This is a genomic window from Accumulibacter sp. (genome assembly GCF_023806565.1).
In the GTDB taxonomy this organism is placed as follows: domain Bacteria; phylum Pseudomonadota; class Gammaproteobacteria; order Burkholderiales; family Rhodocyclaceae; genus Accumulibacter.
This window is the reverse complement of the sequence record NZ_JAMTDV010000114.1, coordinates 17,999-40,413: the sequence shown is the minus strand read 5'-3', so window position 1 is coordinate 40,413 and position 22,415 is coordinate 17,999. Positions and strand designations below refer to the sequence as shown.

General features: G+C 63.4%; 11 protein-coding genes. 5 read left to right on the top strand and 6 right to left on the bottom strand.

Annotated elements, in window-relative coordinates; genetic code table 11:
- Positions 1-192: 192 nt before the first annotated feature.
- The gene (gene glnE, locus NFV80_RS12525) at positions 193-2,931 is read right to left on the bottom strand and encodes a bifunctional [glutamate--ammonia ligase]-adenylyl-L-tyrosine phosphorylase/[glutamate--ammonia-ligase] adenylyltransferase (protein ID WP_296758864.1); all 2,739 of its coding nucleotides are present in this window, start codon (positions 2,929-2,931) and stop codon (positions 193-195) included.
- A gap of 129 nt (positions 2,932-3,060) precedes the next feature.
- On the opposite strand from glnE, the gene NFV80_RS12520 reads away from it, so the two are divergent.
- The 5 genes from NFV80_RS12520 to NFV80_RS12500 all read left to right on the top strand — a co-directional run bounded on the left by NFV80_RS12520 (position 3,061) and on the right by NFV80_RS12500 (position 12,073).
- The gene (locus NFV80_RS12520) at positions 3,061-7,053 is read left to right on the top strand and encodes a YhdP family protein (RefSeq protein WP_296758861.1); all 3,993 of its coding nucleotides are present in this window, start codon (positions 3,061-3,063) and stop codon (positions 7,051-7,053) included.
- Entirely contained in the window at positions 7,034-7,879 is an 846-nt protein-coding gene (locus NFV80_RS12515; protein ID WP_295330137.1) for a carbon-nitrogen hydrolase family protein, read from the top strand. Before NFV80_RS12520 ends, NFV80_RS12515 begins: the two co-directional genes overlap by 20 nt.
- 86 nt (positions 7,880-7,965) lie before the next feature.
- On the top strand, positions 7,966-9,414 hold the full coding sequence (tldD, locus tag NFV80_RS12510) for a metalloprotease TldD (RefSeq protein WP_295330140.1): 1,449 nt from the start codon (positions 7,966-7,968) through the stop codon (positions 9,412-9,414).
- A gap of 147 nt (positions 9,415-9,561) precedes the next feature.
- Entirely contained in the window at positions 9,562-10,353 is a 792-nt protein-coding gene (locus NFV80_RS12505) for a type IV pili methyl-accepting chemotaxis transducer N-terminal domain-containing protein (RefSeq protein ID WP_295330142.1), read from the top strand.
- 88 nt (positions 10,354-10,441) lie between these two features.
- Positions 10,442-12,073, top strand: coding sequence for a mechanosensitive ion channel domain-containing protein (locus NFV80_RS12500; RefSeq protein WP_295330144.1), 1,632 nt, complete (start codon positions 10,442-10,444; stop codon positions 12,071-12,073).
- Positions 12,074-12,088: 15 nt separating this feature from the next.
- Here NFV80_RS12500 and NFV80_RS12495 read toward each other — a convergent pair whose 3' ends face one another.
- The 5 genes from NFV80_RS12495 to NFV80_RS12475 form a co-directional block, all read right to left on the bottom strand.
- Positions 12,089-13,006, bottom strand: coding sequence for a transglutaminase family protein (locus NFV80_RS12495; RefSeq protein ID WP_295330146.1), 918 nt, complete (start codon positions 13,004-13,006; stop codon positions 12,089-12,091).
- A 5-nt stretch (positions 13,007-13,011) separates the two neighbouring features.
- The gene (locus tag NFV80_RS12490) at positions 13,012-15,573 is read right to left on the bottom strand and encodes a circularly permuted type 2 ATP-grasp protein (RefSeq protein WP_295330148.1); all 2,562 of its coding nucleotides are present in this window, start codon (positions 15,571-15,573) and stop codon (positions 13,012-13,014) included.
- 42 nt (positions 15,574-15,615) lie between these two features.
- Positions 15,616-18,993 carry a transglutaminase family protein gene (locus NFV80_RS12485; protein WP_295330150.1) on the bottom strand — a complete coding sequence of 1,126 codons (3,378 nt, stop codon included), beginning with the start codon at positions 18,991-18,993 and terminating at the stop codon, positions 15,616-15,618.
- A 210-nt stretch (positions 18,994-19,203) separates the two neighbouring features.
- Positions 19,204-21,792, bottom strand: coding sequence for a [protein-PII] uridylyltransferase (locus NFV80_RS12480; protein WP_295330152.1), 2,589 nt, complete (start codon positions 21,790-21,792; stop codon positions 19,204-19,206).
- Entirely contained in the window at positions 21,789-22,127 is a 339-nt protein-coding gene (locus NFV80_RS12475) for a hypothetical protein (RefSeq protein ID WP_295330154.1), read from the bottom strand. The genes NFV80_RS12480 and NFV80_RS12475 overlap by 4 nt, the downstream gene beginning before the upstream one ends.
- Positions 22,128-22,415 lie beyond the last annotated feature (288 nt).

Below are 22,415 nucleotides of genomic sequence, written 5' to 3'. Positions count from 1 at the left end.
CGCTCTCGGCGCCGACGTTCGTGAATTCCCAATCGATGGACATCGTGAACCCCGACGAGGGAAAACGCAATGGCGGCGCTGCTGGCGGCCCGCCCTGCCAGCAAGCAACTCTTTCCGTCAGGACAAGATTTCCGCGTGACGCGTTGCGATCACCGGCTCGCCGCGGTCGCCCGCGGCGGGCGAACGAGTCACTCAGCGAACTCCGAAAACTTCTTCCCAAAGGGTGCGCACGGCTTCGATGCGCCGACTGACCGTAACGCGTCCGACGCGTGCGCGACGGTTGGCGTTGAGTCGCAGGACATGCTGCATGCGGCGGAATTCACGGTACGCGCCACGTACCGCGTCCGCCAGGGCCTGCGGGATCAGACCGATTTCGGCGGCGATGCCGAGCAAGGCGATGTTGCCGAGGTTGCCGCAGAGGCGAGCATGGGCGTGTGCGTGCCCGAGCACGAGGTACTGGACGATGAACTCGACGTCGATCAGGCCGCCGCGATCGTGCTTGATGTCGAACAGTTCTTCGCTGCGCGAGGCGTGCTGGTCAAGCATGCGCTGGCGCATCGCCAGTACCTCGCCGCGCAGCTTTCCACGGTCGCGCGGCTGCCGCAGGATTTCGCTGCGGATCGCTTCGAACTGCTCGCCGAGTGCCGGATCGCCGGCACAGAAACGGGCACGGGTCAGCGCCTGATGCTCCCACACCCAGGCGTGCTGCAATTGATAGTCGCGAAATGCTTCGATCGGCGAGACGAGCATTCCCGAATCGCCGTTCGGACGCAGGCGCAGGTCGACGTCGAACAGCATTCCGGCGGGCGTCTGGGTCGTCATCCAGGTGCTCATGCGTTGTGCCAGGCGGGCGTACAGCTCGCCAGCGCCAGGCTCGGGATCGTCGTGCACATAGACCAGGTCGAGGTCCGACGCGAAACCGAGCTCCTTGCCACCGAGCTTGCCGTACGCGATGACCGCGAAGCGCGGCGGACGGTCGGGGTGCGTGTGTCGATGCTTCAGTTTTTGCCAGCAGAGTTCCATGGTGGTCTGGACCATGATGTCGGCGAGTTCGCTGAGCCGGTCGGCGAGGTGTTCGACGGTGTGCAGCCCGGCGATGTCCTGTGCGAGAAAGCGAAAGACCTGCGCGTGATGGAACTCGCGCAGAATGTCCATCTCGCGCTCGGTATCATCCACATGTTGCCCGAGTTGTTCCTGCAACTGCTGCCGAAATTCCTGCCAATCCGTGGCGACGTCGAAGATTCTCGAATCCAGCAGTTCGTCGAGGAGGATCGGGTGGCGGGTCAGGTAATCGGCAGCCCACGACGAACTGCCGATCAGCTCTGCAAGCTTCTGCAGCGCCTGCGGATACTGCTGCAGGAGGGCCAGATAGGCGCCGCGACGGCTGATCGTGTCGAGAAAGTCGAGACCTCGCTGCCAGGTGGCGTCGGGCATGGCAGTCGTTGCAGCGGCATCGATCAGACGGGGGCCAAGGGCATCGAGGCGCTCGCGGTTGCTCGCCGGCAGTTGCAGGTAACGGCCGCTGCGACGGAAGCTCTGCAAACGTTCGAGCATCAGTTGCGGCTGACGGAAGCCGCGCCTCGACAATTGATCGAGCGCATCGTCGCCTGCAGCGGATCCTTCCCAGATCGCAGCCAGCGGATGTCGCCCCTCTTCCGGCTCGGAGAAAACCTGTTCGAAATGCCGGCCGACGATCGCACGGTGCGCGTCGAGAATCGCCAGAAAAGCGGGCCAATCGGCGCAGCCCAGCGAATGTGCGATCTGCAAGCGATCTCCCTGCGTGCCTGGCAGACGGTGTGTCTGAGCGTCGCCCACGTACTGCAGACGATGCTCCAGACGGCGCAGGAACTCATACGCCGCCGCCAGTTCCCGCTCGCTTTCCGGCGGCAGCAGACGACGCTCGGCGAGCAGGGCGAGCACCTCGAGCGTCGGCCGGATCTGCAATGCGGGATCGCGGCCACCGCGAATCAACTGGAACACCTGCGCGATGAACTCGATTTCGCGGATGCCGCCGGGTCCGAGCTTGATGTGATCGGCCATGTCCTTGCGCACCACTTCCCGGCGAATCTGGGCGTGCAGATCGCGCATGGCGTTGATTGCACCGAAGTCGAGGTACTTGCGAAAAACGAAGGGGCGGACGATGTCGTGCAGCATCCTGTTCCATTGCGGCTGCAGATTGACGCCCTCGTTCATCACCCTCGCCTTGATCCAGGCGTAACGTTCCCATTCGCGGCCCTGTGCGATGAAATAGTTCTCGAGTGAACCGAGCGATCCTACCAGTGGTCCGGAATCGCCATTGGGGCGCAGGCGCATATCCACCCGAAAGACCTGGCCGTCTTCGGTGAGATCGCCAAGTGCGCTGATCAAGCGCTTGCCGAGACGCAGAAAGAAATCGTAGTTGTCGATGCAGCGGCCGCCAGCCGTCTGCCCTTCCTCCGGGTAGACGAAAATGAAATCGACGTCCGAAGAGACATTGAGCTCGCGCCCGCCGAGTTTTCCCATGCCGATGACCATCAGCCGTTGCGACCGTCCCTGGCTGTCGAGCGGCTCTCCGTACAGCTCGCAAAGTTGCCGATGTACGAAATCCAGGGCGAAGTTCGTGGTGACGTCGGCAAGCCGGGTCATGCTCTCGACGACTTCGCTCAATGGCGCCACATCGGCGAGATCGCGAACGATCAGCGTCGCCATCACCCGTTGGCGCAGGCGGCGCAGCACACGCTTGACGCCGGCATCGTCGTGTGGCGCCGCAGCGTCGAGAAAGTCGCGCATCTCACCGGCGGTGAGCGGCTGCGCAACATGCTCACCAAGCCAGGAGGCAATGTCCGGACGGTTGAGCAGCAGGTTGTCCAGGTAGCGGCTGTGCGCCCGGGCAGCCTGCCAGGGCGAACCTAGCGCGCCGTCGATGGCGTCGGGAGTATCTGTGGGGTCCATTGCCTTATCTTCGCGTGATCGAGCGGAACCGGCTGCCGGCGGCACTGAAGAGCCCTGGCAAAGTGGTTACAATTGTCGATTCCATCGTTTCCTCAGGTATCCCGACATTCTAGTGACGCTCGCCGGCCGTTGGCAAAAGTCTCCGTGCGCTGGCTCGGTGTGATGCGCCAGGAAGAGTTGCGCCCGGCGATCTACCATCGCCTGCATCATCTGCTGCCGGTCATCTCGCATCCGGCAACGCGTTGCCTCGGACGGCTTGCCCTGCGCGCCTGCTGGCTGCTCTATTTCGCTTTCGTCCTGCTGATTCTCGCCCTTCGTTACCTGCTCTTGCCGAACATCGAGAGCTATCGACCGGAAATCGAGCGGCAGGTCAGTCAGGCACTCGGCCTCGCGATCGCCATCGGGCACATCGAAGCGAGTTGGGACGGCATCCATCCCGACCTTGTCCTCTCCGACGTCCGCATCGCCGACGCGCAAGGACTGCCGGCGCTGACCTTCACTCGCGTCGAGAGCGTGCTCTCGTGGTCGTCGCTGCCGCACCTGCAACTCCGCCTGCGCTCATTGCGCATCGCGGAGCCGACCTTGCATATCCGGCGCGATGCCTCCGGTCACCTCTTTGTGGCGGGCATCGCCATCGGCCAACAGGAGAGCGACAGCGGCGTGGCAGACTGGCTGCTGGCGCAAAGGCGCATTCGCATCCATGGCGCGACCGTGGTCTGGGAAGACGCGCAGCGTGATGCACCGCCGCTGGTGCTCGATGACGTCGATCTGGCGCTCGACAATGATGGACACCGGCATCGCTTCGGCCTGACTGGACTGCCACCCGCCGAACTGGCGTCGCGCATCGATCTGCGGGGCGATTTTCGCGGCCAGGACGTCGAGCATCTCGCGGCCTGGAAAGGACAGGCCTTCGTGCAGATTGACTACGCCGATCTGGCCGTCTGGCGTACCTGGCTCGACTACCCGGTGGCCTTGCCACATGGGCGGGGCGCAGTGCGCGCCTGGATGGGCATCGTCGATGGCGGGCTGCGGGAGCTGACGGCCGACCTGTCGCTCGACGACGTGAAACTGCGCCTGGCAAGGGGTCTGCCAGAGCTCCAACTGGACCACATGTCCGGCCGCATCGGCGCGCGCCTTTCCGCCTCGGAAATGAGTGTCGATGGACGCCACGTCGCTCTGGTGACGCGACGGCCGGCAGGTGGCCGCGACGCTCCGGCGCACGGCGTCCATATCGATCCGACCGATTTCCACGTCGAGTGGCAGAACTCCGCCAGCGAAGGCGGCATCGTCGGCGGCAGCGCCACGGCCAGCGCGCTCGACCTCGGTGCCCTCGCCAGTCTGGCAGCCTATCTGCCGCTCGATGACGACTCACGCCGCTTGCTCGACGACTTTGCTCCACGTGGCCACATCAGTGGCTTGCGCACCAGTTGGCGGGGCAATGGCGAGCACTTGCAGACCTACTCGCTGAGCGGGCGCTTTGCGGACCTGGCACTCAGACCACAGGGGCGGTTCCCGGGAATAGCGGGCTTGAGCGGCTCGCTCGAGGCCAGCGAGCAGGGAGGATCCGCTCAGTTGAACTCGCGCAAGGTGGCTATCGAGCTGCCGGATGTTTTTCCCGAGTCGGCGATCGCGCTGGATACGCTGCAGGCACAGGCCAGATGGAAGATCAGCGGGCAAGCGCTGGACCTCCATTTGTCACGCCTCGAATTCGCTGGACCCGACGCCAGCGGATCGGCGCAAGGAAGCTATCACAAGGTCGGCGATGGGCCGGGCAGCATCGATCTGACGGGAGCGCTGAGCCGGGCCGACGCACGCGCCGTCTGGCGTTACCTGCCGGCGACAGTCAATGTCGGAGCGCGCCACTGGCTTCGCGACGCAATCAAGACGGGGACCGCCAGCGAGACCAGGCTTATCCTGAAGGGCGATCTGGCGAAGTTTCCCTTTGTCGACCACAGGGACGGGCAGTTTCTCGTCACCGTCAAAGCGCACGCAGTGACTCTCGATTATGCCACCGGCTGGCCGCCAATCACCGGCCTGGACGCCGATCTGCGTTTCGCAGGCGCCGGCATGGTCATACAGACGAGACACGGTTCGATTCTCGGCACCAGGCTGCTGGAGACACTCGCCGAGATTCCCGATTTCGACGCGCCGCTATCGACGCTGAAGGTGAAAGGACGGGTCGAAGGGGATACCAGGGAGTTTCTCGGCTTCATCAGGCAGAGCCCGGTGGCGACGCAAATCGACCATTTCACCGACAGCATGAGTGCCGTGGGCAAAGGGCATCTCGAGATTTCTCTGGTGATTCCGTTGGAGGAAGCACGACTCGGCGATTCGAAGGTCGAGGGAATCTACACGTTTCTCAACAACGAGGTGACTGTCGATCCGGCCTTGCCCCCCTTGCGCCAGGTCAAAGGCAGCCTGCAGTTCTCCGAAAAGGACCTGCATCTGCAGCAAATCAACGCCTTGCTGTTTGGTGGCCCCGTACGCATCGGCGGCGGCGCACAGGGTGGCAAGGTACTGATCGTCGCCGACGGAACCCTGGCAATGGACGAGTTGCGTCGGCGAACGGAATTGCCGCTTTTCGACAAGCTGTCCGGCACCACTGGCTATCGCGCCGAGGTGCGAGTCCGCAAACGTGACGTCGAACTCCTGCTCGACTCGAATCTGCTCGGCATCGCTTCCACCTTGCCGGCACCACTGGGCAAGGGGATCAGTGACCCTCTCCCCCTGCATTTCGAGAACACGCTGCTCCCCGGCGCCGCGCCGCGTAACGGCGATGCGATCGTGCGCGACCAGTTGCGCGCCAGTTTGGGCGGCATCGTCAGCATGCAGTTGATCCGCCGTAGGCAGACAGAGGGAAGCTTGCCCGAACGTGGCGCAATCATGATTGGCAGACCGATGACACCCTTGCCGGAACGCGGGGTCAATGTCGGGATTTCCGTGCCGACGCTGGACGTGGATTCCTGGCAGAATTCACTGCAGGGAATCGCCGGATCGGGTTCCGGCCTTCCGGTCGCAGTCGATCTGGAGACCGACAGACTTATCTTCCTCGGCGGTCGCTACAATGCAGCAAAGTTGCGGGTTTCCGGGGCAAGTTCCCAGTGGCGGGGCGCGCTCAGGTCGCGCGAGGCGGAGGGCGATTTTCAATGGGACGGATCGGGAGGCGGCAGGCTGGCGGCGCATTTCACCAAATGGAGCCGTCCGGAAAAGGTGAGCAAGGATGGCCCGCCAGCCGAAGCCATCAAGGAACTGCCGGCACTCGACATCGTGGTCGATGATTTTGCCGTCGGCGATCACCGCTTCGGACGCCTCGATGTCCAGGCACATAACGACAAAGGCATCTGGCGAATCGACAAGATCGAACTGGCCAACCCGTTTGGCAAGCTTTCCGGAAGTGGACAGTGGCAGGTCAGCGCCGCCAACCGCACGCAGCTCAACTTCGCGCTCGACAGCAGCGACATTGGCAAACTGCTCGACCGGATCGGCTACCCCGGTGCCGTTCGTTCGGGCAAAGCGACCATGCAGGGCAAGATCGGCTGGAACGGACCACCGGACCGGCTGGACTACGCAACTCTGAGTGGCGAAATGACGCTCGAAGCGAGCAAGGGGCAGTTCCTCAAGCTCGATCCCGGCGCCGGCAAGCTGCTCGGCTTGATCAGCCTGCAGGGCCTGCCCCGTCGGCTCAGTTTCGACTTTGGCGATGTGTTCAGCGAGGGTTTTGCTTTCGACAGCATTCAGGGCCGGATCACCGTCAACAGCGGCCTGATGCACACGCGGCGTCTGCAGATCGACGGCCCCGCGGCGCACGTGGTAATGCGTGGCGACGCCGACCTGAAGAATGAAACGCAGAATCTGCACGTGACGGTGCAGCCCGAACTGGGCAGCAGCGCCGCCCTGGGAGTCGCAGTGATCCATCCGCTGGCCGGCGTCGCCACCTTGCTCGCCGACAAGCTGCTGCAGGGTCCGCTCAACAAGGTGTTCGCGTTCGAGTATCTGGTGACCGGAAAATGGGACGACCCGAAGGTCGAAAAAATCTCCCACAGTGCGAGCCCGACAGCCAATTCCGGGCCAGCGAAGTCTGCCAACCCGACTGGAGGAAGCAATGAAGCCGCCCGTCAATGAACCGCCAGGTGCCGCGCCACCGGCCGCAACGCTGCGTGTCGCCGCCTTGCAGATGGTTTCCACCCCGCGCGTCGAGGACAACCTGCACGCCGCCAGTGCCCTGATTGACGAAGCCGTCGCACAGGGCGCCGAACTGCTCGCGCTGCCCGAGTATTTCGCGATCATGGGTATGAGCGAGCGCGACAAGGTCCAGCTGCGCGAGGCCGATGGACATGGCCCACTGCAGGACTTCCTCGCGGCAAGCGCGAAAGCGCACGGCATCTGGTTGATCGGCGGCTCGCTGCCGTTGTGGACAGAGCAGGCGGGAAAGGTGCTGAATACGAGCCTGGTCTACGGCCCGAACGGCCAACGGGTCGCACGCTATGACAAGATTCACCTCTTCGGTTTCAGGCAGGGAGTCGAGTGCTACGACGAGAGCGCCACGATCGAAGCAGGTCGTCGACCCGTCTCCTTCGCCATGCCTTTCGGCAGGATCGGGCTGTCGATCTGCTACGACCTGAGGTTCCCGGAACTGTATCGTGCGCTCGGCGGCGCAGACCTGTTGGTCATTCCGGCCGCTTTCACCGAAACCACCGGCCGGGCGCACTGGGAAATCCTGCTGCGCGCGCGGGCGATCGAGAATCAGTGCTATGTTCTGGCTGCGGCGCAAGGAGGCCGCCACGAGAACGGACGCGAAACGCACGGCAACAGCATGTTGATCGATCCCTGGGGAAACATCCTCGATCGCAAGCAGAAAGGACCCGGCATCGTCATCGGCAATCTCGAACGGGCATGCCTCGCCGAAGTCCGCGCCAGGCTGCCGGCGCTAAGCCACCGCGTCATGTGAGTTGCCGCTCACCCTTACCACCGCGCCCGGAACCGGATTCCCCGGTCGCCGAGACACGCCACAACGGCAGTAATCATGGACATGCAATGACCGCAAAAGCGCAAACACTTCTCACGCAGGCTCGCAAGACCCTGCTCACGCCCTACGGACTCGACGTCGGCGATCTCACACGTGTAATCGGCAAGATCATGACGCACCAGGTCGATTACGCCGACGTCTATTTTCAATACAGCCGCTCGGAGGCATGGAGCCTCGAAGAGGGCATTGTCAAGGCGGGGAGTTTCAGCATCGACGAAGGCGTCGGCGTGCGTGCGCTGGCGGGCGAAAAGACCGCCTTCGCTTATTCCGATGACATTGGTGCGCAGGCGCTGGACGTTGCCGCCACGGCCGTACGGGCAATCGCCGCTGCCGGGCAGGAACGACGGGTACCGGCGCTGCGAAGGAGGAGCGGGCGTCACCTCTACCTGCCGCAGGATCCGATCGCCTCGCTCGACGCGGCCAGCAAGGTTGCAATGCTCGAACGGCTCGAAGCCCTGGCCCGCGCCGAGGATCCGCGCGTGACGCAGGTCATGGCACACCTCGCCGGCGAATACGAAGTGATCCTGGTCGCCGGCAGCGACGGCCGCTTGGCGGCCGACATCCGACCACTGGTGCGCGTCTCATTGACGGTGATCGTCGAGGAGGGCGGGCAGCGCGAACAGGGCTCGGCTGGCGGCGGCGGCCGTACCGACTATGCCGCTTTCAGCGACGCTGTGCTGCAGGCGTACGCCAGCGAAGCGGTTCATCAGGCGCTCACCAATCTCGTCGCCCGACCGGCGCCGGCCGGCACGATGACCGTCGTCCTCGGTCCAGGCTGGCCGGGCATCCTGCTGCACGAGGCAGTCGGCCACGGATTGGAGGGAGACTTCAATCGCAAGGGAAGCTCGACCTTTGCCGGCCGCATCGGCAGCCGCGTGGCCGCCCGCGGAGTGACAGTCATCGACGACGGCACGATCGCCGAGCGACGCGGATCGTTGAACATCGACGATGAGGGGAACCCGACGCAACGCACCGTGCTGATCGAAGACGGGATCCTCAAGGGCTACATGCAGGATGGTCTCAACGCTCGCCTGATGGGCGTCGCGCCGACCGGCAATGGCCGGCGCGAGTCTTTTGCCCATCTGCCGTTGCCACGCATGACCAACACCACGATGCTGAACGGTGAGCGGACCGCCGAGGAAATCATCCAGTCGGTCAAGAAGGGAATTTACGCGGTCAATTTCGGTGGCGGACAGGTCGACATCACCAATGGCAAGTTCGTCTTTTCGATGTCCGAGGCGTACTTGATCGAGGACGGCAAGGTGACCTCGCCGGTCAAGGGGGCGACGCTGATCGGCAGCGGACCCGAGGCGATGCAGCAGGTTTCGCTGATTGGCAACGACCTGCGCCTCGACCCGGGCGTCGGCACCTGTGGCAAGGAAGGACAAAGCGTGCCGGTGGGCGTCGGCCAGCCGACCCTGCGCATCGACGGACTGACAGTGGGCGGGACGGGCTAAGTCAGCTTGGCGAATCGTATCCTGCCCCGTCACCTGCAACCGGCTTGACGCAGATCATCCACTACGCCCGCCGCTCGACTAGACTTACCCCCTTGATTCATCATCGGCAGTCGGCACCCGACCGGCCTGCCGGAGTGGAGACTTGCCATGCTGAGCCCGGTTTCGATCCGTCACACTATCCTCCTGCTGCTGCTTCTGTCATTGGCCGTCGTCGCCCGGGCAGAGGTGAGCGACCTGAATTCGGCAATCAACAAGGCCGGCCGGCAGCGAATGCTCTCGCAGCGCATGGCCAAGGCCTATTTCCAGCTCGGTCTCGGCGTAGACGTCGATCGCTCGCGCAAGGTGCTCGATGGTTCTGTTGCCCTGTTCGATCGACAACTCGCGGAACTGAAGGCTTTCGCACCGTCACAGGAAATCAGGGAAACCTACCAGAAACTCGAACGTACTTGGCAGACCTATCGCCAGGCACTCACTGCCAGCGCGCCCAACCTGGCAGACGGCGCCAGAATCCTCGCCCTCTCCGACGAGGTGCTGGCACTCGCGCAAAAGGGAACGCAACAACTCGAAAATCGGTCGACGACGAGCAGTGCCCGGCTGGTAAACCTTGCCGGTCGCCAGCGCATGCTCTCGCAACGCATGGCGAAATTTTACCAGGCAGCGGCGTGGAAGATCGGGGTCGAACAGGCCGCAGCGGAAATCGACAGGGCGCGCCGGGAATTTGCCGCCGGGCTGCAGGAACTCGCTGCCGCACCGAACAATACCCCGGCGCTGCGCGAAGATCTCGAACTCGTCCGGCAGCAATGGCTGTTCTTCGAGAACGCGCTGGGCCAGCTTGGCAGTACCGACAAGCGCCAGGCAACTGTCGTTGCGACGACCAGCGAACGCATTCTCGAAACCATGGAGAACGTCGTCGGGCAGTACGAAAAGCAAACCAAGTAGGCGACGGCTGCGGTCGCCATGCGTGGCGCCCACCGGACGTGTCGACGGCTATAATTCGTCGCTCCGTCACCGCCTACCGAATTCCGTCATGATCCTGACCGCTCTGTCCTCTCGATCGTCCAAGGCACTGCTGTGGCTGGCAAGTTGCCTGTTTCTCGGCATGCTTCCGGCGCTTGCGGCCGATGCCGCGAAACCACCGGAAGCGACTCTGCGCTACCACTTTCGGCCGATCTTCACTTTCCGGGCAAGCTTCATCGGCGCATCGCCGGAGCATCGCGTGCGGCGAGCCTGGGAACGCATCGACAGCCTGCCGTCTGACCGGATGACGCAGGCGATCGAGCAAACGCCGTTCATCGTCGGTACGACGCGTGGCATCGGTTTGCACATCGGCGAGTTCGTGCTGTTCAACGTCGTCGAAGGCGACCTCGATCCCGAGGAGAAAGCTTCGCTCGAAGAAGTCGCCCAGCGTGCGGCGAGCGTGCTCTCCGCCGCCCTGCACGCGGCTGCGGAGCAGCGGCGCCCGATCGTCCTGGTGACGGGAATCGGGCTGTCGGTACTCGCGACCATGATCGCGCTGACCCTGTTCTGGCTCATTCGGCGCGCCACCGCGCTGATGGTCCACCACCTGGAAGAGGTCATCGCCGCCGAACGCAACGTGGGCAGGCTCGGCTGGGCGCGTCACTGGTGGCTGCTGGTACAGCGGATTGCGCAACTGGTGATGGGTTTCCTCTGGTTGACCGTCGCGTACCTCTGGCTGACCTACGTTCTGGCACGCTTTCCGCTCACCGAGGCGCTTGGCGAACGCCTCACCGATTTTCTGTTCGGCGTGCTCTACATGATCGGGACGGGTCTGATCGAGGCCATGCCGGCACTGAGCACCGCCTTGATCATCCTCTTTCTGACCAAGGCCTTCAATGATGCACTCGGCAATTTCTTCCGCGCCGCGAAGGAAGGCCGCGTGCAGGTGCCCGGCCTGCATCCGGAGACGGTTACCGCGACCCACCGAATTGTCTCCATACTCGTCTGGGGCCTGGGATTCGCCATCGCCTATCCGTTCATTCCGATGTCCGACAGCGACGCATTCAAGGGTCTGTCGGTGATGTTCGGCTTCATGCTGACGCTCGGTTCGGCAGGAATCGTCAATCAGTTGATGAGCGGCCTGGTATTGGTCTATTCACGCGCCCTGTCGGTAGGCGACTTTGTCGATATCGGCCAGAACGTCGGTGTGGTCAGCGAAGTTGGCGCGCTATCGACCAAGGTCATCAACATGCGCAATGAAGAGGTGACGATCCCGAACGCGGTTCTGGTCGGCAACCCGATCAAGAACTACTCGCGACTCGCAGGTGCCCGCGGCACGCTGGTGTCCACCAAGGTGACGATCGGCTACGATACGCCGTGGCGCCAGGTGCACGCCATGCTGATCGCCGCCGCCGAGCAGACTCCCGGCTTGCGGGTTACTCCCAAGCCCTTCGTTTTCCAGCGCAGCCTGGGCGACTGGTACGTCGAGTACGAGCTGTTCGCGTACATGGACCAGCCCCTGGAGCGCGTACCGGTGCTCTCCGCGCTGCACGCCAACATCCAGGATCAGTTCAATACTTACGGCGTGCAGATCATGTCGCCGCACTTCGTCGTACAGCCCAGCAACAACGTCGTCGTGCCGCGCGAACAATGGTACGCGGCGCCAGCGGAACCGGACGTGCCGCCGCCGCCATCGCCCTGAGCGGGCACGTCGTACCTAGGTGCCGGCGGTTGTGACCGGGGTGACCGTCACCGCCACCGCGAGTTCATGCGCGTCGCCACCGAGAATGACCCCGCGCAGTGGCGAAACGTCGGCGAAATCGCGTCCCCAGGCCAGAGTGATGTGCTGCGTATCGGGCAGCAGGTTGTTGGTCGGGTCGAAGTCCACCCAGCGACCGCCTTCGCGCTCCGGGCAATACACCGATACCCAGGCGTGCGAAGCATCGGCGCCGACCATTCGCGGTCGCCCGGGTGGCGGGTGGGTGAGCAGATAGCCACTGACGTAGCGCGCGGCGAGTCCTTGCGACCGCAGGCAGGAAAGCATCAGGTGCGCGAAGTCCTGACAGACGCCACGTCTTTCGGCAAGCACCGTGAGCACCGGAGTGGCGACCGTGGTTGCCTCGGGGTCGAATTCGAACTCGCTGTGAATGCGGCTCATCAGTGCATGCACTGCGTCCAGCAGCGGCCGGCCGCTGGGAAAGCAGGCCTTCGCATAAGCGGCAAATTCGTGCTTGACGCGCACATAGGGTGATTCGAACTGAAAACAACTGGCGTCTAGCAGCACCGGACGAGCTCCGTAGGTCAGCGCGTCGCGTACGATTTCCCACGCCGGCGAGGCACTGTCCAGATGCTCGGAAGGCAAGTGTGGCAGCACCTCGATGGTGCCTTCGGCGCGAACGCTGAGACTCTCATGTGGAAACTCGATCGCCAGTTCGGTCACCGGATTGCCGAAACTGTCGAGACGCTCGCGTCCCGCGCTCGCCTCTGGCGCAACCGTGATCCGGTGCCCGAGGCAACGCTGCCACGCGCAAGTACGCGGCGTCAGGTGCAGCAATTGCCGCGATAGCGACACCGGACTTTCGTAGCTGTACGTCGTCTCGTGAACGATGTGATAGCGGGCGATGGACGGACTCACGGCGATCAGGAAGTAAAGGTTTGTCGGCTGACGTCGCCGACATGACTGAAATAGCGCATCGCCAGGCGATCCGAGAGCGTCGCCGCAGCGATGGAAATCTCGCCGAGCAGGCTGGCGAGTGCGATGCACGGATCGCAGATTCGGCATTCGCGGAAGCTCTGTCCCTCGAAGCGGGCGAGGTCGAAGCCTTGCAGACGCGAGAGTGCCTGCGGCAACGCGTCGTCGCGTGGTCCACCGAGCAGGCGCGTAAGGTTGTCGAGGTAACGAACGAGGATTTGCAGTTGGAACGCAACCGAATGCGGGTTGCCCTCGTCGAAAACGATCAGGTCGAGCGTCGGCAACACCTGCGGCTGGATCATGTAGCGCGAGCGATAGGTGATGATGCTGTCGGTGAGTTCGAGCAGCCATTCGAGACTGCCCGGAGCGCGCGTCGATTCGAGGCGCAGAAAACCCGAGACGGCGTTGGCGAGGAACACCAGTCGCTCGATCCGTCGGCCGATGATCAGAAAACGCCAGCCGTCGTCGCGGGTCATGTTATCCATGGCGAAACCCGCCAGCGACGATGATGCAAGGAGTACCTGATCGAGAAAGGCGAGCGCCTCCCCCAACTCCGGATTCGCGTTTTCGCGCACCGCCGCGCAGTACTGCTGCAACTGGTGCTGCAGGCGATTGATCGCGTGCCAGTTGTCGAGCGAGAATCGCTCGCGTACCTGGGTGGCCACCCACAACAGGCGGCGAAGGTCGCCGGCCAAGCCGTCGTTTGCGTCCGCACCGCAAATGGCGGAGAGAATCAGCGTCTCACGCGGCAACCCGGAGGCGCCCCCCTTGCCCTTGGGGGAGCCGTTGGTTTCGCCCTCGGCGGTAACCAGGAGCTGCAGGACACGGCATAGATCGATAGCCGAAATCAGCGCCGGCAGCGTGTCGGCACCGGCGTCGACGAGACGCGAAAGGGCGACGCGCAGCAGGCGGGACGTCTTGTCGCAGCGTTCTGCGTACCGGCCGAACCAGTACAGGTTTTCCACCACGCGCGACGACAGATTGCGACCGCCGCGGACGAGATCGGCCTTCCCGACCGACGGTTTGAGCAGGCTGAAGGTATTGACCGCCGCGTCGGTAGTGAGCACCCAGGTGTCCTTGCTCGAGCCACCACGCTGCATCGAGATCACTCGCGCATTCGAAGCTGCCGAGACGCGCGTCAAGCCGCCCGGCATCACCACGTGACCTGTCGGAGTGGCGGCAACGAAAACACGCAGGCCGACGCCGCGTGGCACGAGTTGCCGCCCATGCTTCGTGCTCCAGGTCGGGGCTTCCGAAAAGTTGACCAGTTCCTGGGCGACATAGGCTTGCGGGCGGGCGCGCAGGCGATCGATCATTTCCTGGCGTCTACCACCGGCGAGCTCGTTGCCAAAGATCGGATCGAAACGCTGCGAGGGGTACGAACCCTTGATCACCAGTTGGTCGAGATGCTCGATGGTAAACTCAAGCGCGGCCTGCTCGCCGCACCACCAGGTAGCAACCGATGGCATCGCCAGCGGCTCGCCGAGCATTCTCTTGCAGATACCGGGGAGGAAGCCCGGCAGCGCCGCCGATTCGATCAGGCCGCTGCCGAGCGCGTTGGCAACCAGGACATTGCCCGCACGAACCGCCTGCAGGAGACCGGGAACGCCGAGCGCAGAATCGCCGCGCAGTTCGAGCGGGTCACAGTAGTCGTCGTCGAGCCGGCGCAGAATCGCATGCACGCGGCGCAAGCCGCTCAGTGTCCGCAGGTAGACACAATCGCTGCGCACCGTCAGATCCTGCCCCTCGACCAGCGGGAAACCGAGGTAGCGCGCGAGGTAAGCATGCTCGAAGTAGGTCTCGTTGTAGGGACCTGGAGTGAGCAGTACGGTCAGCGGTGGATCTTCACCGCGCGGCGCCCAGCAGGCCAGACTGTCCTGCAGCTCCCGAAAGAAGAACGCCAGATGCTGCACGTGCAGGTCGCGAAATTGCTCTGGAAAAACGCGCGCGACGATGGTCCGGTTTTCCAGCGCGTAACCCGCACCGGACGGCCCTTGCGTGCGGTCGGCGATCACCCACCAGCGACCGTCGGGCGAACGCGCGAGGTCGGCGGCGTAGAGGTGCAGGTAGGTATCACCGGGGGGACGGACCCCCTGGCACGGCCAGAGAAAATTGTTGTGGCCGAAAACCAGGGCGGGCGGCAGACTGCCGTCGCGGAGCAGATCCTGTGGGCCGTAGAGATCCTGGAGCACCGCGTTGAGCAGGCGCGCGCGCTGCATCACCGCGCCAGCCAGCTCCTGCCATTCGGCAGAAGAGAGGATCAGCGGCAAGGGGTCGAGTTCCCACGGTCGGTCGGCGCCCTTCGGGTCGGCGTAGACGTTGTAGGTGACGCCGTTCTCGAGGATGCTGCGGCGAACGAAGTCGAGCCGGTGCCGCATCTGCTCGGGGGTCACCACATCGAGGTGAGCGAAAAACGGTTTCCAGGACGGACGAACGCTCCCATCTTCGGCGAGCATTTCGTCGAAACGGTCGGTCTTCCTCGGATAGTTCGCGAGCAGCGATTGCGGCATGAAGCAAGCGGGCGCGGGAACATGCTCCCGCGCCGAGTGGTTTCAGGGTCGCCGCAAGTCTAACGTAAACGGGAAGCCGGCATTCGCCGGCGGTGGCTGCAAGTCGATCGCGCCGGGGGTGTGACCGAACGGTGTGAAGCGTGCCAGCCGACGACCTTCCGCCTCGTTGGCATTGACCGGATAGCGATCGGGGTTGCGCCCACCGGGATGCTCGACGTGATACTGGCAACCGCCGAGAGAGCGTTTCATCCAGCTATCGACCAGGTCGAAGACCAGCGGCACATGGACGCCGATCGTCGGATGCAGCGCCGACGGCGGATGCCAGGCGCGGTAGCGCACGCCGGCGACAAACTCGCCAACCTTGCCGGTCGAGCGCATCGGCAGCGCACAACCATTGCAACCCACCACGTAGCGATCGCTGGCCATGCCCGTGACCCTGATCTGTACGCGTTCGAGCGAGGAGTCGACGTAGCGCACGGTCGCTCCCGCCGTTGCCTGCTCGCCCATCACATGCCAGGGTTCGAGCGCATGCCGCAGTTCCAGCTCGATACCTTTCACTGCGATGCGGCCGTGCAGGGGAAAGCGGAATTCGAAATGCGGCGCGAACCACGCGCTTTCGAGGGGATAACCGGCAGCGCGCAATTCGCTGATGACGTCGTCGAAATCCTGCTGCACGAAATACGGCAGCATGAAGCGGTCGTGCAGCTCTGTGCCCCAGCGGACCAGTCGCTCGGGCGCGTAAGGGGTCCGCCAGAAGCGCGCGATCAGCGCGCGCAGCAGAAGCTGCTGTGCCAGCGACATGCGCGCGTGCGGCGGCATTTCGAAGGCGCGCATTTCGAGCAGCCCGAGGCGCCCGCTCGGGCCCTCGGGCGAATAGAGCTTGTCGATGCAGAACTCGGCGCGGTGCGTGTTGCCGGTGGAGTCGATCAACAGGTTGCGCAGCACACGGTCGATGATCCATGGTGCGACGTACTCTTCAGCGTCGCCGACCGGCGGAAACTGGCCGAAGGCGATCTCGAGCTCGTATACCGAGTCGTTGCGCGCCTCGTCTACCCGTGGCGACTGGCTCGTCGGACCGATGAACAGGCCGGAAAAGAGGTACGAAAGCGACGGGTGGTTGTGCCAGTAACTGATCAGGCTGCGCAGCAGGTCGGGACGGCGAAGGAAAGGTGAGTCGAGAACGGTGGCGCCACCAAACACGAAATGGTTGCCGCCGCCGGTACCGGTATGTCGACCGTCGAGCATGAATTTCTCGGTACACAGGCGCGACAGGCGCGCCGCTTCATAGAGGTGCGTAGTGCGTTCGACGAGTTCATCCCAACTGGCCGACGGCTGAATATTGACTTCGATCACCCCGGGATCAGGCGTGACACGGAAGTTGGTCAGGCGAGGGTCGGACGGCGGCTCGTAGCCTTCGATGATAACCGGCGTGGTCAGTGCTTCGGCGGTCGCCTCGACGGCGGCGACCAGTTCCAGATAGTCGTCCAGTGTCTCCGTTGGCGGCATGAAGAGGTACAGAACTCCGTCACGCGCCTGTGCCGACAGGGAGGTGCGGATGACCGCCGCCGCTGCATCCGCTGGCAGCCCTTCGCGCGAACCGTCGGCCGCGTGCGCCAGCGACTCGGCGACTCGCTCGAGCGCCCGTTCGGCAAAGTGTTCGCCGGTCACCGCTGCGGCTTCGTCGCTCGCACTCTGACTGCGGCTGACCGCACTTTGGGCGCGGATTTCGGCATAGTCGGGCAACGGCGGAAAGTACTGCGTCGGATCGGGCGTGTGGATGTACGGATAGTCGGTCTTGGCCACCCAAGGCTGCGAGTCGAGCGGCAGGCGATAGCCGATCGGAGAATCGCCCGGAATCAGATGGCAGCGGCCGGCTCGCAGGAACCACTTGCCACTCTGCCAGCCGCCCTGCGCGTGACGTCGCAGCGGCAGCACATGGCCGGCCACCGTGTCCAGCCCCTGGCGAAAGATCTTCACCAGTCGCTCGCGTTCGATCGGATCATCGAGTCGCGAGTTCAAGGGGTCGACGTTGATCGGCAGGCGGTGTTCGCGCCAGAGATAGTAATAGACGTCTTCGAAGGCCGGAAAGACATACCCCGGGTCGATTGCCAGCCGTTCGGCGAGACTGCGCAGAAAGTGCCCGGCGAGCGCCTCGTCGGCTCCGTAATTGCAGGTTTCGTCGGCATACAGCCCCGGATTCTTCCACACCGGCTGACCGTCGCGCCGCCAGAAGCAGTTCAGCGACCAGCGCGGCAACTGCTCGCCGGGATACCATTTGCCCTGGCCGAAGTGCTGCAGCCCCTGCGGCGCGTACTTCGCGCGCAGGCGTTGAAAGAGGTCCGCCGCCCGCGCCCGCTTGGTCGGACCGAGGGCGTCGACGTTCCATTCGGCCCCGTCATGATCGTCGATCGAGACGAAGGTCGGCTCGCCCCCCATCGTCAGACGGACGTCGCCGCTGCTCAGATCCGCGTCGATCCGGTGCCCAATGGCTTCGATCGCCGCCCACTGCTCCTCGTCATAAGGTTTGGTGACCCGCGGCGCCTCCCAGACGCGTTCGATCTTCATGTGATGCTCGAACTCGCATTCGCACTTTTCGGTGAAGCCGGTGATTGGCGCCGCCGACGACGGTTGCGGCGAGCAGGCCAGTGGTATGTGACCTTCGCCGGCGAAGAGGCCCGAGGTGGGGTCGAGGCCGATCCAGCCAGCGCCTGGCAGGTAGACTTCGCACCAGGCGTGCAGGTCGGTGAAGTCGTGATCGGTTCCCGAAGGTCCGTCCAGCGATTTCACGTCGGGAACGAGCTGAATCAGGTAACCGGAAACGAAGCGCGCAGCGAGCCCCAGATGTCGCAACAACTGCACCAGCAGCCAGGCGGAATCCCGGCACGAGCCCCGGCCCAGCGTGAGCGTTTCTTCGGGCGTCTGCACGCCCGGTTCGAGGCGGATTACGTAACTCACCGCGCTTTGCACCTGCCGGTTGAGGTCGACGAGAAAGTCGACGCTCCCCCGCGGCTCGCGCGGAATCGTCGCCAGAAACTGGCGCACCTGTGCCGTCAGCGGCAGGCAATGCAGATACGGTTCGAGCTCCTCCTGCTGCCATGCTTCGTACGAGAAAGGAAAGGTGGTCGCGTACGGCTCGGGAAAGAAATCGAAAGGATTGATTACCGAGACGTTGGCGACCAGATCCACTTCGATGCAAAACTCGCGCGTCTTTTCCGGAAACACCAGACGAGCCAGGTAATTCGCCTGCGGATCCTGCTGCCAATTGATGAAATGCTGCGCCGGGGTGATTTTCAGCGAGTAGCTGAGTATCGGCGTTCGCGAATGAGGTGCCGGGCGCAGGCGGACAACCTGTGGCGAAAGATTGACCAGACGATCGTAGCGATAACGGGTAAGGTGATTGAGGGCAACATGAATGGACACAGTCAGCTCCGGAGCAAAAAATCAGAAATTGGAAGAGCAAGAACCGCGCCATAACGACGAAGCCATTCCGCCCGGCCAGTCGCGATGGCGACCATAGGGGAAATTGCGCGAATCAGCGATTCCCGACGAGACCACCCGCCGCCGATCCGGAACGCTGCTTGTTTGCGTATCCCATTTCTGGACTCCTCGCGAAGACTCGTACACGGACGTTCAGGCTTGCAGCTGTTTCAGCAGATCGGTTTCCAGTTTGACTCGCCCGGCGCTCTCGTCCAGGTGGTCACCACTGATCAGAAAGGTATCCTCGACCCGTTCGCCCAGGGTGGCGATCTTGGCGGTGTGCAGATTGGCATCATGCCGGGCCAGTTCGTTGGCAACAAGGAACAGCAGACCGGGACGGTCGGCGGCGACCACGGTCAATACGAACAATGTGCCGGTTTCGTCGGCTTCCAGACTGACCAGGGGCTGAATGCTGACCAGCGGTTGTATCGGGAAATGCCTGACCTGACGCGAGATTCGTCCGTTGGCCGGGACTTCCGGCGGTGCCGGGTGGAGCAGCCGTTCGGCAAGCTCGTGTTCGATATAGCTGATCATGGCTCGGTCGCTGTCGCGACCGGAAACGTCGAGCAGCATGAACGTGTCCAGTGCATAGCCATGCCGTGTGGTATGGATCTTGGCGTCGACGATGCTGTAGCCGGCACGGCTGAAAAAGCCGACCATGCGCACGAACAGGTCTTCCTGATCGCGCGTGTAAACCATCACTTCGAGTCCCGCACCGAGCGGATTGAGGCGCGCCCGGACCACGGGCCGCTCGCTCTCGACGCAGTCGTGCACGGCGCGGGCGTGCCAGGCGATTTCCTCTGCCGACTGACGTAGAAAGTACACCGTGTCGAGTTGCTGCCATAGTTCTTCGTGCGCCTTCTCCGGAAGAGCCAGGTAGCGCATCAACCGAAGCGCCTCTTGCTGACGCTGGGCGATGACACCGTGGGTCATCAACGTATCTTCGCCAGACAGCAGGAAGCGTCGGGTCGCCGTGAACAGTTGTTCGAGCAGTTGCCCCTTCCATGCATTCCAAACTTTCGGACTGGTCCCGCGAATGTCGGCGACGGTCAACAGATAAAGCGCGATCAGACGGCGCTCGTTGCCAACGACCTTGGCAAATCGGGCGACAACGCCAGGATCGGAGATATCCTCCTTCTGCGCGATCCGGGACATCAGGAGGTGCTGGCGAACGAGCCAGACGATCAGTTCGGTGTCTTCATCGGCGAGACCGTGCACCTCGCAAAAGCTGCGCGCGTCGCCCGCCCCGAGTTCCGAGTGATCGCCGCCACGGCCTTTGGCAATGTCGTGAAACAGGGCGGCGATATAGAGAATCCAGGGATTGCCGAGGTCGCTGATCAGCCTGCTGCAGAAAGGATATTCGTGAGCGAACTCCTCCATCGTGAAGCGACGCAGGCGGCGGATCACCTGCAGGATGTGCTGGTCGACGGTATAGACGTGAAAGAGGTCATGCTGCATCTGGCCGACGATGCGCCCGAAATTGGGCAGATAGCGACCGAGAACGCCAAGCTGGTTCATCCGCCGGAATTCCTGGACCAGGCGGTTCCCCTGTTTGAGAATTGCCAGAAAACGTGCGCGATTGCCCGGATCGTGGCGGAAGTCGTCGTCGATCAGATTGCGTGCGCGCCACAGGGCGCGCTGCGTGCGGGCACTCATGCCTTTCAACTCCGGATGTTGCTGGAGGAGCAGAAAGGCCTCGAGCAGCGCGGACGGTGTCCGCTGAAACACGTTTTCGTCTACCACGTCGAGGAACTCGTGCGCATTCTGGAAACGATCGTTGATCGCTTGCGGAAGCTCGTCCGGAGGCGGGAACAACGCCTCGCCGATGTTCTGCAGAAGGATTCCGGTGATCTGCGTGATGGTTTTCGCCACCCGATAGTAGTGCTGCATCATTTGCTCACTGGAGCGGCGTTCGGCGCTGGCGGAAAATCCCAGCTTATCCGCCAACGCCGTCTGGTAATCGAACAGCAGGCGATCTTCCCGGCGACCGACGTGCAGGTGCAGTTGCGTGCGCAAGCGGCGCAGGAAGGCTTCGCTGTGGTCGAGAAGCGCCGCCTCTTCCACGGTGATGAAGCCGTGTCGTTCGAGGTCGTTCCAGCACCTGCCATAGCCCGCTGCCTGCGCAATCCACAGGATGAGCTGCAGGTCGCGCAGCCCACCCGGACCTTCCTTGCAGTTCGCTTCCAGACTGTAAGGCGTGTCGCTGAAGCGCTGATGGCGATCTTCCTGCTCCATCTTCTTCGTCTGGAAGAAGGCGCGAGCATCGACACTCTGCTGGAAGATGCGCGAGAAACCCTCGAACAGTTCGACGTTGCCAGCCAGCCGGCGCGCCTCGATCATTGCCGTCTGCACCGTGATGTCGCCAGCGGCCTCCTCCAGACATTGCTCGATGGTACGCACGCTATGACCGGTTTCGAGTCCGATGTCCCAGAATGCACACACCAGCCCTTCGAGCTGCGCGGCCAACGCGTGGCCGGGTTGTTCCGGCAGCAGGATCAGCAGATCGACGTCCGAGGAGGGGTACAGTTCGCCGCGGCCATAGCCGCCAACAGCGATCAGCGCGAGCGAATCCGGCAATCCCAGCTCGCTCCAGAGGGCGCAGAGAATCTCGTCGATCAGGGAACAGCGATTGCGCAGCAGGCGCTTTGCGTCACCGTCGGCGAGGAAATCCTCACGAATCTTCCTCTGCCCGTCCTGCAGCCAACTCTTGGTACGCGCAGCGCCGTGAGGCGTCGGCCTCATCGCGCCCCGCCGACCTGCATCGGGCAGCAATCCGCGGCCGGCCGCCCACGCAACAATGCGCTGGGCGCCAGCCAGCGCCTGGCAAGCAAGGACCACTGCTCGATGCCGTATGGCAGCAAGAGCCAGGGCCACACAAACACCGTGCCGGCTTTCCAGCGCTCGGCTTCGAGCAGATCCAGCAGGGTCTGCACTGCTGCACCCCAATAGCACGGGCCGTCCCGCTCGCCGGTAAGTGCTGTCGCCTGCTGACAGGCAGCGCGCCACAGGTCTTCGGCACGTTCATCGCTCACTCCGGTCCGACGTGCCAGCCAGGGAAGAATCTTCGGTGTCTTCATGTTTCGCCTCTTCAACGATACCCGCACGTGCCTGGCTGGGAAAGCCATCCCGGCGAGCGAGCGCGACCGCAACGAAGAGCGGTCTTCGCTTGCGGCTGCCCCTGGTTTCCAAGCAAGCTTCGTGCCGACTCTCGACAGGTATTCTGCTTCTTCGGAACCGTTCGCAACGCGAGGCAAATGCACCAATGGCGTGCATTCTGGCAGCAGATCGCACCATTTCCGGCAGCAAAGTGATCACCCGACTTGTGCTTGCTCGGCCTTGATCCAGTCGATGGCGTGGCACGCTTT

What these genes read in the sequence shown, in the direction of transcription:
- glnE (WP_296758864.1), bottom strand. Translation starts at nt 2,931, where the DNA reads ATGGACCCCACAGATACTCCCGACGCCATCGACGGCGCGCTAGGTTCG.
- NFV80_RS12515 (WP_295330137.1), top strand. Translation starts at nt 7,034, where the DNA reads ATGAAGCCGCCCGTCAATGAACCGCCAGGTGCCGCGCCACCGGCCGCA.
- tldD (WP_295330140.1), top strand. Translation starts at nt 7,966, where the DNA reads ATGACCGCAAAAGCGCAAACACTTCTCACGCAGGCTCGCAAGACCCTG.
- NFV80_RS12505 (WP_295330142.1), top strand. Translation starts at nt 9,562, where the DNA reads ATGCTGAGCCCGGTTTCGATCCGTCACACTATCCTCCTGCTGCTGCTT.
- NFV80_RS12500 (WP_295330144.1), top strand. Translation starts at nt 10,442, where the DNA reads ATGATCCTGACCGCTCTGTCCTCTCGATCGTCCAAGGCACTGCTGTGG.
- NFV80_RS12490 (WP_295330148.1), bottom strand. Translation starts at nt 15,573, where the DNA reads ATGCCGCAATCGCTGCTCGCGAACTATCCGAGGAAGACCGACCGTTTC.
- NFV80_RS12480 (WP_295330152.1), bottom strand. Translation starts at nt 21,792, where the DNA reads ATGAGGCCGACGCCTCACGGCGCTGCGCGTACCAAGAGTTGGCTGCAG.
- NFV80_RS12475 (WP_295330154.1), bottom strand. Translation starts at nt 22,127, where the DNA reads ATGAAGACACCGAAGATTCTTCCCTGGCTGGCACGTCGGACCGGAGTG.